At 67.9% G+C, this 12,671-nt stretch carries 12 protein-coding genes; 3 read left to right on the top strand and 9 right to left on the bottom strand.

Annotated elements, in window-relative coordinates; all coding sequences use genetic code 11:
• Nucleotides 1–24 precede the first annotated feature (24 nt).
• Nucleotides 25–1,233, top strand: coding sequence for a GNAT family N-acetyltransferase (locus AC5E6L_RS09405; RefSeq protein WP_491228688.1), 1,209 nt, complete (start codon nucleotides 25–27; stop codon nucleotides 1,231–1,233).
• On the opposite strand, the gene AC5E6L_RS09400 is transcribed toward AC5E6L_RS09405, so the two are convergent.
• Nucleotides 1,217–1,492: a hypothetical protein gene (locus AC5E6L_RS09400; protein WP_491772847.1), complete on the bottom strand. Its 276-nt coding sequence runs from the start codon at nucleotides 1,490–1,492 to the stop codon at nucleotides 1,217–1,219. The two genes, AC5E6L_RS09405 and AC5E6L_RS09400, sit on opposite strands and share 17 nt — an antisense overlap.
• 103 nt (nucleotides 1,493–1,595) lie before the next feature.
• Here AC5E6L_RS09400 and AC5E6L_RS09395 point away from each other — a divergent pair, with 103 nt between their 5' ends.
• On the top strand, nucleotides 1,596–2,024 hold the full coding sequence (locus AC5E6L_RS09395) for an HIT family protein (RefSeq protein WP_491228690.1): 429 nt from the start codon (nucleotides 1,596–1,598) through the stop codon (nucleotides 2,022–2,024).
• A gap of 175 nt (nucleotides 2,025–2,199) precedes the next feature.
• Here AC5E6L_RS09395 and ssb read toward each other — a convergent pair whose 3' ends face one another.
• Nucleotides 2,200–2,694, bottom strand: coding sequence for a single-stranded DNA-binding protein (ssb, locus tag AC5E6L_RS09390; protein WP_491772845.1), 495 nt, complete (start codon nucleotides 2,692–2,694; stop codon nucleotides 2,200–2,202).
• A 292-nt stretch (nucleotides 2,695–2,986) separates the two neighbouring features.
• On the opposite strand from ssb, the gene uvrA reads away from it, so the two are divergent.
• Nucleotides 2,987–5,917 carry an excinuclease ABC subunit UvrA gene (uvrA, locus tag AC5E6L_RS09385; RefSeq protein WP_491772843.1) on the top strand — a complete coding sequence of 977 codons (2,931 nt, stop codon included), beginning with the start codon at nucleotides 2,987–2,989 and terminating at the stop codon, nucleotides 5,915–5,917.
• A 268-nt stretch (nucleotides 5,918–6,185) separates the two neighbouring features.
• Here uvrA and AC5E6L_RS09380 read toward each other — a convergent pair whose 3' ends face one another.
• From AC5E6L_RS09380 to AC5E6L_RS09350, 7 genes are all read right to left on the bottom strand, one after another.
• Nucleotides 6,186–7,313 carry a hypothetical protein gene (locus tag AC5E6L_RS09380; RefSeq protein ID WP_491228693.1) on the bottom strand — a complete coding sequence of 376 codons (1,128 nt, stop codon included), beginning with the start codon at nucleotides 7,311–7,313 and terminating at the stop codon, nucleotides 6,186–6,188.
• A complete protein-coding gene (locus AC5E6L_RS09375; protein WP_491228694.1) occupies nucleotides 7,300–7,437 on the bottom strand; it encodes a hypothetical protein in 138 nt (45 codons plus the stop codon). Before AC5E6L_RS09375 ends, AC5E6L_RS09380 begins: the two co-directional genes overlap by 14 nt.
• Nucleotides 7,438–7,452: 15 nt before the next feature.
• The gene (locus AC5E6L_RS09370) at nucleotides 7,453–8,601 is read right to left on the bottom strand and encodes an MBOAT family O-acyltransferase (RefSeq protein ID WP_491772841.1); all 1,149 of its coding nucleotides are present in this window, start codon (nucleotides 8,599–8,601) and stop codon (nucleotides 7,453–7,455) included.
• 28 nt (nucleotides 8,602–8,629) lie between these two features.
• Entirely contained in the window at nucleotides 8,630–8,767 is a 138-nt protein-coding gene (locus AC5E6L_RS09365) for a hypothetical protein (protein ID WP_491228697.1), read from the bottom strand.
• Nucleotides 8,764–10,638 (bottom strand): AMP-binding protein, encoded by a 1,875-nt coding sequence (locus AC5E6L_RS09360; RefSeq protein ID WP_491772838.1) that lies wholly within the window; start codon nucleotides 10,636–10,638, stop codon nucleotides 8,764–8,766. Before AC5E6L_RS09360 ends, AC5E6L_RS09365 begins: the two co-directional genes overlap by 4 nt.
• A complete protein-coding gene (locus AC5E6L_RS09355; protein ID WP_491772836.1) occupies nucleotides 10,619–12,217 on the bottom strand; it encodes a class I adenylate-forming enzyme family protein in 1,599 nt (532 codons plus the stop codon). Before AC5E6L_RS09355 ends, AC5E6L_RS09360 begins: the two co-directional genes overlap by 20 nt.
• Before the next feature lie 257 nt (nucleotides 12,218–12,474).
• Nucleotides 12,475–12,671: hypothetical protein (locus tag AC5E6L_RS09350; protein ID WP_491772834.1), on the bottom strand; the 197-nt coding region annotated here is incomplete at its 5' end.

The following is a 12,671-nucleotide window of genomic DNA, read 5'->3' as shown; positions in this document are numbered from 1 at the left end:
CTGCGCCGCAATACATGTGCCGCCATGGCCCGCCCGACCGCATACGACGCCGCACCGGCACCGGCCGAGACCTTCTCGGTGCGCGTGCATGAGCGCATCGCCGACGTTCCGCGCCAGGCCTGGGACGCGTTCGCGGGCGCGGGCAGGGCAAGCGGGGCGCGCTACAACCCGTTCGTCAGCCATGCCTTTCTGAGCGCGCTTGAGGAGTCGGGGTGCGCCGTCGCGCAAACCGGCTGGCATGGCCAGCACCTTGTGCTTGAGGATGCGGCCGGCAACGCGCTGGCCGCCGCGCCGGCCTTCCTGAAGGGGCACAGCCAGGGCGAATATGTGTTCGACCATGCCTGGGCCGACGCCTGGGAGCGCGCCGGCGGACGCTACTATCCCAAGCTGCAATGCTCGGTGCCGTTCACGCCGGCCACCGGCCCGCGCCTGCTGATCGGCCCCGACGTCGGTGCGGCGGCCGCCCGGGCCGCCCTGGCGGCGGCGATCGGCCGGCTGTCGGAGCGGCTGGGCCTGTCGTCGGCCCATGTCACCTTCGCCGGGGAGCAGGACATGGAGGCCCTGCTGGGCGCCGGCTTCCTGCACCGCACCGACCAGCAGTTCCACTTCGCCAACAGGGGGTACGGCTCGTACGGCGAATTCCTGGAAACGCTGGCCTCGCGCAAGCGCAAGGCGCTCCGGAAGGAGCGCGCGACGGCGCTTGAAAACGGCATCGGGATCGAATGGCTGACCGGCGCCGACCTCACCGAGGCCGCCCTCGACGCCTTCTATCGGTTCTACACCGACACGAGCAGCCGCAAATGGGGACGGCCCTATCTCAACCGGCGCTTCTTCTCGCTCGTCGCCGAACGGATGTCAGGGGACGTTCTGCTCGTCATGGCGGTGCGCGAGGGCCGCTACATCGCCGGGGCGATCAACTTCATCGGCGGGGACACGATCTTCGGTCGCCACTGGGGCTGCGTCGAGCACCATCGGTTCCTGCATTTCGAGGTCTGCTACCATCAGGCGATCGACTTTGCGATCGACCGCAAGCTGAAGGTGGTCGAGGCCGGCGCGCAGGGCGAGCACAAGCTGGCGCGCGGCTACCTGCCGGTGACCACGCACTCGGCCCATTTCATTCCGCACCAGGGGTTCCGGAAAGCGATCGAGGACCATCTGCGCCACGAGCGGGCGGACGTTGCGCGCTTCGGCGAAATCCTGTCTGGCGCCGGACCGTTCAAGAAAAGCGGTTGAAGCGGGCGGAAGGCGCAGCTAGAGCATTTCCACTGAATATTGAAGCAGTTCGATGGCGTGGATTTTTCGTTCCGGCAAGGAGAACACCGCAGAGCGATGCGATGGCATCGGTCGAGGATTTCGACGCTGCCGGGGCGGAAAAGTCGTCCAAGCCGCCAAGGTTAGGATATTGAAAACGCACGACGAACTGCAAGCGCTCGAACTTGGCTCCTTGCGCGCTGGCTGCGTTGCGCACGATCTCGCGCTGCCAGCACCGCATCGCCGCACGCGCCTTGCCAACGCACAAAACTCCCGGCGTTCGAACGATTCAATATTCAGTGGAAACACTCTAGCACATCGGCACGACGATACGGGAGCGCGCCATGGCCGACTATGACACCGACAACATCTTCGCCAGGATCCTGCGCGGCGAGATACCAAGCCACACGGTCTACGAGGACGAGCACACGCTTGTGATCATGGACGCGATGCCGCAGGCGGACGGGCATGCGCTGGTGATCCCCAAGGCGCCCTCGCGCAACCTGCTCGATGCCGAACCGATGACGCTGGGCGGCCTGATCGCCGTCGTGCAGCGGATCGCGCGCGCCGCCAAGGCCGCCTTCGATGCGGACGGCATCGCCATCTCGCAGTTCAACGAGGCGGCCGGCGGCCAGTCGGTCTTTCATCTGCATGTCCATGTCATCCCGCGCCATGAAGGCGTGGCCCTAAGGCCCCATTCGGGCACGATGGAGGACGATGAGGTGCTGGAAGCGAACGCGGCAAGGCTCCGTGCGGCACTCGAAACGGTCTGAGGCGACCGTGCGGGCCGTATCGGCTCCACCGGCGAGCGCTGCGGCCGCCATCGCCAGAAACAGCGCCACCACGCTGACAAGGAAAAGCGGGCCGAGGGCGAAATGACCGGTGGCGCGGGCGCGGCGCGCAAACCCGCCATCCGCCGCCTGCCCGGCGAGGGCCGGCCCGCGCCCGCTAGAAGGGAATCTCGTCATCGAGATCGCGCACGAAGTCGTTGCCGCCCTGCTGGCCGCCCGGCGCCGGGCCGCGCTCCATGCCGCCCGAGCCCTGACCCACCTGCCCTTGCCCGCGCCCGCCATAGCCGGCCTGGGCATCGGCGCGGCTGTCGAGCATCTGCAATTCGCCGCGGAAGCGTTGCAGCACCACCTCGGTCGAATAGCGGTCCTGGCCGTTCTGGTCGGTCCATTTGCGGGTCTGCAACTGGCCCTCTATATAGACCTTGGCGCCCTTCTTCAGATAGCTCTCGGTGACCTTGGCCAGATTCTCGTTGAAGATCACCACCCGGTGCCACTCGGTCCGGTCGCGGCGCTCGCCGGACTGCTTGTCGCGCCACGTCTCGGAGGTGGCCACCGACAGATTGACCACCGGGTCGCCCGAATTGAGCCGCCGGATCTCGGGGTCGGCGCCCAGATTGCCGACCAAAATCACCTTGTTCACGCTGCCTGCCATGTAACGCACTCCATTCCGTTCGTGCCACCCTACGCCGCCCCGCATTGCGGTTGAAGGCGGCGCCCGGTCGTCCACAGGGACTTTTTCGCTTGCCAAATGTTCCCTTTTTGTTCTATCGTGCCGCCATACCGTTGTCAAGCGGCCCGACAGGGTCCAAAGGGAAGCACGGACATGTCAGCATATGTGACATTGATGCTCGACTTGAAGCGCGCCTTTCCTACATTGTGGATCGCATTGCCGCTGAAAATCCTGTTGCCGGCTCGCGCCGGCTCCTTTCGATCGACTGGTTTTCATGACCGAACAGAAATTCATCACCATTCGCGGCGCGCGCGAACACAATCTGAAGAATGTCGATCTCGACCTGCCGCGCGACGCGCTGATCGTCATGACCGGCCTTTCGGGCTCGGGGAAATCCTCGCTCGCCTTCGACACCATCTATGCCGAGGGCCAGCGGCGCTATGTGGAGAGCCTTTCGGCCTATGCGCGCCAGTTCCTGGAGATGATGCAGAAGCCGGACGTCGACCGGATCGACGGACTGTCGCCGGCCATCTCCATCGAGCAGAAGACGACCAGCCGCAATCCGCGCTCGACGGTGGCGACGGTCACCGAGATCTACGACTATATGCGGCTCTTGTTCGCGCGCGTGGGCGTGCCCTATTCGCCCGCAACGGGCCTGCCGATCGAGAGCCAGACCGTCAGCCAGATGGCCGACCGCATCCTGACGCTGGAAGAGGGCACGCGGCTCTACCTTCTGGCGCCGATCGTGCGCGGCCGCAAGGGCGAGTACCGAAAGGAACTGGCCGAACTGATGAAGAAGGGCTTTCAGCGGGTCAAGGTGGACGGGCGCTTCCACGAGATATCCGAGGCGCCCGCGCTCGACAAGAAGTTCAAGCACGACATCGACGTGGTGGTCGACCGGATCGTGGTGCGCGGCGATATGGCCGCGCGGCTCGCCGATTCGCTCGAACAGGCGCTGCACCTGGCCGACGGGCTGGCGGTGGCCGAGTTCGCCGACAGGCCGCTGCCCGAGGCGGAGACCAGCCAGGGCTCGGCCAACAAGTCCAGGAACGACACCCATGAGCGGCTGGTGTTCTCGGAAAAGTTCGCCTGCCCCGTGTCCGGCTTCACGATTCCCGAGGTCGAACCGCGGCTTTTCTCGTTCAACAATCCGTTCGGGGCCTGCCCCCATTGCGACGGTCTGGGCACAGAGCAGGGCGTCGACCCGGCGCTGGTCGTGCCCGATCCGGGGCTGACGCTGAACAAGGGGGCGATCGCGCCATGGTCGAAATCGGCCAACCCCTCGCCCTACTACACGCAGACGCTGACCGCGCTCGGCAAGGCCTATGGATTCAGCCTGACCGACGCCTGGGCCGATCTGAGCGAAGAGGGCCGCAACGCGATCCTTTACGGCACCGGCGGCGCCGAGATCACCTTCGCCTATGATGACGGCTTGCGCACCTACAAGGCGAAGAAGAGCTTCGAGGGCGTGATCGGCAATCTCGAACGGCGCTGGCGCGAGACGGATTCGGCCTGGATGCGCGAGGAGATCGAGCGCTACATGGCGCAGCACCCCTGCACCGTTTGCGGCGGCGACCGGCTGAAGCCCGAGGCGCTGGCGGTCAGGATCGACGGGCTGCACATCTCGCAGGTGTCGGCCATGTCGATCCGCGCGGCGAAGGCCTGGTTCGACCGGCTCCCGGACGCGCTCAACGACAAGCAGAACGCGATCGCGGCGCGCATTCTCAAGGAGATCCGCGACCGGCTGAAGTTCCTCGACGATGTGGGCCTCGACTATCTGACCCTGTCGCGCGGCTCGGGCTCGCTGTCGGGCGGCGAAAGCCAGCGCATCCGCCTGGCCAGCCAGATCGGCTCGGGCCTGACGGGCGTGCTCTACGTGCTGGACGAGCCCTCGATCGGCCTGCACCAGCGCGACAATGCGCGCCTGCTCGACACGCTGCGCCACCTGCGCGACCTCGGCAACACGGTGATCGTCGTCGAGCATGACGAGGACGCGGTGCTGACCGCCGACCATGTGGTCGATATCGGGCCGGCGGCGGGCATTCACGGCGGCCGGATCGTCGCGTCCGGCACGCCGGCCGAGGTGATGGCCGACCCCGCCTCGCTCACCGGCCGCTATCTTTCGGGCGCGATGGGCATCGCCGTGCCCGCCGAACGCCGGCATGTCGATCGCAAGGGGCGCGCCATCACCGTGCGCGGGGCGAAAGGCAACAATCTGAAGCATGTCACGGCGGCCCTGCCGCTTGGCACGTTCACCTGCGTTACCGGCGTGTCCGGCGGCGGCAAGTCCACCTTCCTGATCGAAACCCTCTACAAGGCCGCCGCGCGCCGCATCAACGGCGCGCGCGAGGCGCCCGCCGAACATGAGCGCATCGACGGGCTCGAACATATCGACAAGGTGATCGACATCGACCAGTCGCCGATCGGCCGCACGCCGCGCTCGAACCCGGCCACCTATACCGGCGCCTTCACCCCGATCCGAGAATGGTTCGCCCAGCTTCCCGAGGCTCGGGCGCGCGGCTACCAGCCCGGCCGCTTCTCGTTCAACGTCAAGGGCGGGCGCTGCGAGGCATGCCAGGGCGACGGCGTCACCAAGATCGAGATGCATTTCCTGCCGGACGTCTATGTCACCTGCGACGTGTGCCACGGCAAGCGCTACAATCGCGAGACGCTGGACGTCGAGTTCAAGGGCAAGTCGATCTCCGACGTGCTTGAGATGACCGTCGAGGAAGGCGTCGACTTCTTCGCCGCCGTGCCGGCGGTGCGCGACAAACTGGCCACTCTCGCCCGCGTCGGCCTTGGCTATATCAAGGTCGGCCAGCAGGCGACGACGCTGTCGGGCGGCGAGGCCCAGCGCGTCAAGCTCGCCAAGGAACTGTCGCGCCGAGCGACGGGCCGCACCCTCTATATTCTCGACGAACCGACCACGGGCCTGCATTTCCACGATGTCGCCAAGCTGCTCGACGTGCTGCACGAACTGGTCGAGGCGGGCAACACCGTCGCGGTGATCGAGCACAATCTCGAAGTGATCAAGACGGCCGACTGGATCGTCGACCTGGGCCCCGAGGGCGGGGACGGCGGCGGCGAGATCGTCGCCGAGGGGACGCCCGAGGACATCGTCGAGGCGAAGCGCTCCCATACGGGCCGGTTCCTGAAGGACCTTTTGGCCCGCCGCCCGACCAAGCGTGTCGAGGCGGCGGAGTAGCACGGAACACCTAGTGTGGTGGATTTGAAGTTCGTTACAGTGTTCTCGGCACGCTCCTGAACGAACTTCAAATCCGTAAACCACACTGGAATCAAAGACCTGCTCGTGTCCTGATCGAATCTGAAGTGCGTACGGAGCATGCCGCGTAACGAAGCGAACTTCAGATCACAGACCCTAGACCATCGCGCTTCCGAACGCCGACAAGGGCGCCGTCACGGTTCAGGCCGATATGGGCGGCAAAGCGGGCGCGGGAGCGAACCCGGACGCGCTATTGCAGGCAGGGCCGGCCGCCGTCGCGCAGGATCGGCACCAGCGCGTCGGCCAATGCGTCGGCGAACAGCTCGATGCCCCGGCGGGTGAAGTGGGTCCGGTCGACGAAATTCTCGGCGGTCGGCGCCATGTCGGCGATCGGGTCGATGAACGTCCAGCCATGACGGCGCGCCTGGCGCTCCATCGCGACCACAAGATGTGTGTTGAGCCGCGCCAGATCCGCCGCGCCCATATTGCGGGTTTCGGTGCGAAGCGCACGCGTATGCGTCATCTGCTCGGCGTGGCTCTGACCTTCGCGCAGCCGGCCGCGATAGCCGATCACCAGCAGCGGCGTGTCGCCGGCCGCCACGGCGACCCGTTCGGCCGGTCCTGCGAGCGTGCCGGCGATCTCGGCGAGCCGCTCGTCCCGAAGCGGGCCGCGCCGCTGCGCCAGCCGCTCCTGCCGAACCAGGCTGAAAGCGCGCGAAAGCTTGTCCCAAAGCTCCGAATAATGAGCCAGGAAGGGGTACTGGGCCACATGGCCGCCGTCCGCATCGGCTCCCGCATGCAGCAGCAGCACCTCGCGCAGCGAGCCCGACAACATCACATAGACGCTCGGGTCGACGGTATCGCCGTCCGTTTCGATCAGTTCGGCCAGATCCGCCATTGTGTAGGCCGGCCCGGCGATCGAGACATGATCGAAACGGCAGGCCGGCGCGCGCCGCGCAAGGGCGGCGGCCGTCCGCGCCGCGACCAGGTGGTCTTCCCCATATTCGGCGTTGAACACCTTGGAATCGCCCAGAAGCGCGATGCGGACGGTTCCCTCGGGCTTGGGCACGGCGACATCGGGGCCGCGAAAGCCCCTGGAATTGAACACCATGTGACCGATCGTCGTGTTTGCCGGAAAGCGGCTTGTCCGGCCCTGCCCGTGCGGCTGCATCCGGCTCATCACCGCGCCCCAGTCAAGCTCTCCCGCCGGCGGCCCGCGCCAGGCATCGTGCGCGCGCGCGGCCAGCTCCCCGGCCACCAGAACGAGGGCGACGAAGACGATCAGGCCCGCGCCGAACGCGATCTCGACCTGGCGGTCGGTCCAGCCCCGCACCCGGCGCGCGATCGCGCTGTCCTTGATCGCCTCAATAGCGCGCATAGCGAAAGTCCGCCGGCGGCTCGACGCTGAAGGCAAGGATGGCGACGGCCAGCCCGGCATACCAGGCAGCGCACAGCCAGCCAGCCAGCGCGGGCGAAAAGCGTGTCAGGAGCAGGCCATACATGGGCGGGATGTCCTCTCAGTCGATCAGGCCGAACAGTCGGCCATAGGTTTCGAGCGCCTGGGCCGGCGTGCCGGCGGTCAGGATGACGAAGCCGAGCCAGACGAAATGGACGGTGAAGACGACCTTGGCCACGTGCAGGACCGGCAATGCCGTTTCCGGCAGCGCACTTTCCAGGCGCGCCGTCCAGCCCTGGCTCTTCTGCCAGACGATCAGCCCCACGCCGTGCCAGGCGCCCCAGAGCAGGAAGCGCAGCGAGATTTCGTGCCAGAGGCCGATGGCGATCATCGTCGCCATGGCGCCGAGCGCCGGGCTGCGCGTCTTGGCGACGACCACCGAATAGACATAGTCGCGGCACCAGCGGGACAGCGACATGTGCCAGCAGCGCCAGAAGGCGGAGATGTTGGGCTGAAGATAGGGCCAGTTGAAGTTCTCCATCACCCGGTATCCCAGGAGCCGGGCGAAGCCGATGGCGATGTCCGAATAGCCGGAGAACTGGAAGTAGAGGTTCAGCCCGCTCCGGACGATCTCCAGATAGATGACGTGCGGGGCGGCCGGGTCGTCGAAGGTGGCGATATAGTCACCCAGCACGCCCTCGATCAGCCAGTTCGACAAGATGACGATCTTGGCATAGCCGTAAAGGATGCGCTCGGCGCCCTCGGAGACCAGCGCCGGATCGAAGCGCTGCCTGTAAAGGTCGCGCCGGTAGTCGTCATAGCGGTGGATCGGCCCGACCACGACCGTGGGCAGGAACAAGAGATAGCCCGCCAGCTCGGAGCCGGTCGCGCGCGGGATCGCCGCCTTGTAGCGCTCCATCAGAAAGTGGATGCACCTGAAGGTATAATAGGACAGTCCCAGCGGAATCGCGACGGTATCGAGCAGATTGTCGAGATTGACCGGCTGGGTGATCTTGTACCAGGCGAGCACCGCCAGCATGGCGAGGATCGCCGCGGCGACGGGACGAAAGGTCGGCATGGCGACATTGCCGGCCAGATGCGCGATCGCCGCGAAGAGCAGCAGCAGCGCGGCCGATTCCGGCGACCGGCTGGCCAGGAAGATCACCGTCAGCGCCATCAGCACGAGCTGGCGCCAGTGGCGCGGCGCAAGCCAGTACAGCGACACGGTCAGCCACATCCAGAACAGCCATGTTATGCTCAGATAGCTCATGGCCGCGACCGGCCTCCCGGCAGCACGATCAGGGTATTACGATGCTGTAGATCGCAGCGCCAAGGGCGAGCGCGCCGAGCAGCACCAGCACCAGAAACCAGACCAGCGGCGGTGCCGGCCGATAGTGGCGCGCAAGCGCCGGCGTTCGGGCGTTGCGGTCCGTCACGCATCGCCTCCCGCTCCGGCGGCTCGCTCGCCGACGATCTCGGCCAGATGGCCGAGCGTCGTCACCCGCAGGACGTCGCGCGCCGACAGCGTGACGCCGAAGGCGCGCTCGACCTCCGAGATCAGCGTCAGATGGGCGAAACTGTCCCATCCGAAGGTAGAGCGGGGTTCGGACGACAAGCGCAGATCGGACGGCTCGCAGACGAAGACGCGGGCCGCGAGCGCCAGAACGCGGTCTTCGACCGTGCCGGCTTCGGTGTCCGACAGCCCCTCGCCCGCGGTCGCGAAAAGCGCGCGCAATCGGTCGACCAGCACCTTGCCGGCCGGATTGCGCGGCAGCGCGTCGATCACCCTGAAGGCGCGCGGCACCTTGTTGGGGCTCAGCAGCGCGCGGGCATGATCGGTCAGCGCGTCGGCGGCCGGCGCGGCCTCGCCGGGGCGCGGCACGATCGCGCAGACGACGCGCTCGCCCCACACCGGATCGGGCACGCCCAGCGCGTGGGCTTCGGCCACCGCCCGATGGGCCAGCATCGCATCGACGACCTCCTGCGGCTGGATGTTGGCGCCACCGGAGATGATCAGCGCCTTCTTGCGGCCGGTGATCGTCACGAACCCGTCCTCGTCGATGCGCGCCAGATCGCCGGTGCGGAACCAGCCGTCGGCGTCGATGACCTCGGCGGTCAGATCCGGCCGTCCCAGATAGCCGGCCATGATGTTGCTGCCCGAAATGAGCAGTTCGCCCGTCTCGCCGGGCGCGGCCGCCGCCCCGTCCTCGCCGACGAGCCGAACCGCGCAATCGACCGGCTTGCCGATGGTGCCGATGCGGTGCGTCTGCTCGCAAGGGCCGCAATAGATCGCCTCGCACACCGTTTCCGACAGGCCATACGTGTTGATGACCCTGACGCCGAAACGGTCCTGGACGCTGCGCCAGAGCGCCTCGGGCAGGCGGTCGCCGCTCGAACGGATGTAGCGGAACCCGCCCGTTGCGAACGCATCGCGATAGGCATCGCCCAGCCGGTCCATCAGCGAAAGCATGGCGGGGACCAGATTGAAATGGGTGATCCGGTCGCGATAGACCGAATCGAGCAGATCGCCCAGCTCCTGCACATTGAAACGCTGCGGCCGATAGAGCGTCGCACCGGTCAGGAAGGCGATCAGCGGCCCGTGCAGGATGCCATCGGTGAAATGCATCGGCAGCGGATTGAGAATCCGGCTTTGCGCATCGTAATCATAGACTTTGAGGAATGTTCTCAACTGTGCCGCAAGATTTGCGTGCGTCAGCTGGACGACCTTCGGTGCGCTTGTCGTACCCGATGTGAAGAGCATCAGGCCGATCGTGTCGGCGGGCACGGGCGGCGGCGGCGAGGCGGGATCGGCGGCGTCGATCTCGCCATGCAGGCCGCCGGGCCCGGCGCTTTTGGCGCCGCGCAGCAGGAGCTTGCCGATCAGCCCGCCCGCGCCGGTCTCGGGCTCGATGACGGTGTGCGCCAGGCCGGACGGCAGGGGGCCGGCGTCGAAGACGGCGCGGTCGATGAACAGGTGGGCCGGATCGGCGGCGGCAAGCGCGTTTGTGCGCTCGGGCGGCGTCATCGCCGGATTGAGGTTGACGACAGCGACGCCGGCCCGCAGACAGGCCAGGATAAGGGACGCCACCATGGCGGGGTCCTCGCACACGATCCCGATGCGATCGCCGCGCGCAAGGCCCTTGCCTTGCAGAACGGCGATGAGACGGGCGAGGCGATCGGCGAACGCGCCGTAGCGCGTCGGCCGGCCGTCGACGACCATGAAGGGGCGCGCCGGATCGGCGGTTTCCATGGCCCGGTCGAGCAGGTCGGTCAACGGCCCGCCAAGATCAATCGGCTGCTGGTTCATCGGTCGAAGCCCCGCTCCCCTCGGTGAGAATCCGCCTCAGGCGCGCCTTGTCGGGCTTGCGCCGGGCCACTCTCGGAAACCTGTCCAGGACGGCGATCCGCGCCGGTGTCTTGTAAGGCCCGTAGGCGGCCCGGACCGCAGCCATGGCGGCCCGCTCGGCGTCGGCGGGCGCACCTTCGAGCACGATGACCGCCGCGCCGATCCGCTCGATCGCCCCATCGCCGGTCCATGAGAAGACCGCCGCCTCGGCCACCCAGTCGATCGCGTTGAGCGCGCCCTCGATCTCGGCCGGGCTGACGAGCGTTCCGTCGGGCGTCTTGATGATGTCCTTCTTGCGGCCGACGATCTCCAGGCGCCCGCCATCGACGAAACGGCCCAGATCGCCGGTGAAGTGCCAGCCGGCCCAGGCGCCTTCGCCGGCGATCGAGGGCAGCTCGGACAGCGTCATGCAGTCCGAATGGACGACGATCTCGCCGGTCGCGCCGGGCGCGAGGCGACGGCCCCCATCGTCGACGATCAGCGCAAGGCAGCCGTGCAGGGCGCCGCCGCCGGCGCTCATCGTGTGCGGGCTCGACGGGTCGGAATAGGCGGCCGTGGCGAACTCCCGGCCGCCATAATAGTCGACCACGGGCACGCCGAACCGCTCGCGCACCATCTCGGCGGTGGCGAAATCGAGAACGCCCGAGCCCGAGAAGATCGTGCGGAGGCGCGCCAGCTCCTCGCGTCCGACGCGCGAACCGGCCTTGCAGAGCGACCGCAGGACGCCGGGCACCGCGGTCAGGCGGGTGACGCCGTAGCGCTCGCAGGCGAGCGCCAGCGCAAGCGGGTTCTCGCGCGCCTCGGCATCGGGAATGACGACCCGCCCGCCGCTGGCGAACGGCAGGGTCACCAGCGACCGGAACGCGCTCAGCGCGGTGAAATCGGTCGCGGTGCAGAAGATGTCGCCGGCATCGAAGCCGAACGCGGCCTGGGCCGTCTCGGTCGAGCGGAAGACGGCTTCGTGGCTGGTCCTCATCGCCCTTGGCGCGCCGGTCGAGCCGCTCGTGAAACCGACGAAGGCGGCATCGTCGGGCGCCACGTCCGGCAGGTCGGCCCAAGGGTCGGCGCCAGGATCGGCCAAAGGATCGGGGCAGTCCGCAACGAAGGCGCCGAAGGACGAAAGCGGCACGCGCGCGCCCGTCTCGGCCATCTCGCCGATCGTTTCGAAGCGGTCGGAGAACGTCATCGCCGCCGGCGCCGCGCGAACCATGGCGCGCAGCGTCTGCGGGCCGACCGTATCGCCCAGACGGACGATCGTGGCGCCGGCCATAAGGGCGGCGAGGGTGACGAGGTAGGATTCGAGCCGCTGCGAGGCGTCGACGGCGACAAGCGCGCCACGGCCGGCGCCACGGGCGATCAGGCCGGCCGCCAGGCGCGCGACGATCCCGGTCACCTCGCCGGCGGTCAGCGCGCCCTCGCCGGCCGCGAAGACGAGTTGCTCGCCGGCCGGCCGGCCGAGGCCATGCCGGATCAGCGCGGTCGCGGTGCGCCCTCGCCATGGCGTTTCCGAAACGGCCGGCACGGGCCGTCGCGCCGCCATTTCGGCCTCGGCGACGGCCTGGCCGCACCCGAGCGCGCGCGCGACACGCCGGCTGGGCGCACCAAGGCCGGCCCAGTAGTCGAAGGCGCGCGCGCGCGGCGTGTCCGCCCGCGCAGCCGGCCGCCAGCGCGAGAACGAGCGGGGCCAGGGCCCGGTGGCGAAGCCTGGCGGCGAGCCGACTCCCGCCGGGCGGCGTGGGGTGCTGTAGCTTCATCGTCGCTTCCCGATCGTTGGCGGTAGTGTGCGTAGGGGCCGCGTCACCGGCGGCGCAGGAGGCGCGAGATCAGAACCCCCGCGAGCACTCCGAGAACCAGGGAACCGGCCAGCGCTCGCCCGCTCCATACCCGGGGTTCGCGGATTGGAGCCGGTTCCGGGATGTGCGGGGCAAGTGCGGCGGATAGTACCGGGTCCGTCGACTCGCCGACAACGGCGCACGCGGCGCATTCGGCCAGCC

The sequence above is a fragment of the Roseitalea sp. genome (assembly GCF_984466335.1).
Note: the sequence above shows the minus strand (reverse complement) of the source record. Positions and strands in the feature narration are given on the sequence as shown.

Bases quoted from the DNA above. Each gene is read 5' to 3' on its own strand.
- AC5E6L_RS09405 (WP_491228688.1), top strand. From the start codon at position 25: ATGGCCCGCCCGACCGCATACGACGCCGCACCGGCACCGGCCGAGACC.
- AC5E6L_RS09400 (WP_491772847.1), bottom strand. From the start codon at position 1,492: ATGCGGTGCTGGCAGCGCGAGATCGTGCGCAACGCAGCCAGCGCGCAA.
- AC5E6L_RS09395 (WP_491228690.1), top strand. From the start codon at position 1,596: ATGGCCGACTATGACACCGACAACATCTTCGCCAGGATCCTGCGCGGC.
- ssb (WP_491772845.1), bottom strand. From the start codon at position 2,694: ATGGCAGGCAGCGTGAACAAGGTGATTTTGGTCGGCAATCTGGGCGCC.
- uvrA (WP_491772843.1), top strand. From the start codon at position 2,987: ATGACCGAACAGAAATTCATCACCATTCGCGGCGCGCGCGAACACAAT.
- AC5E6L_RS09380 (WP_491228693.1), bottom strand. From the start codon at position 7,313: ATGCGCGCTATTGAGGCGATCAAGGACAGCGCGATCGCGCGCCGGGTG.
- AC5E6L_RS09375 (WP_491228694.1), bottom strand. From the start codon at position 7,437: ATGTATGGCCTGCTCCTGACACGCTTTTCGCCCGCGCTGGCTGGCTGG.
- AC5E6L_RS09370 (WP_491772841.1), bottom strand. From the start codon at position 8,601: ATGAGCTATCTGAGCATAACATGGCTGTTCTGGATGTGGCTGACCGTG.
- AC5E6L_RS09360 (WP_491772838.1), bottom strand. From the start codon at position 10,638: ATGAACCAGCAGCCGATTGATCTTGGCGGGCCGTTGACCGACCTGCTC.
- AC5E6L_RS09355 (WP_491772836.1), bottom strand. From the start codon at position 12,217: ATGGCGGCGCGACGGCCCGTGCCGGCCGTTTCGGAAACGCCATGGCGA.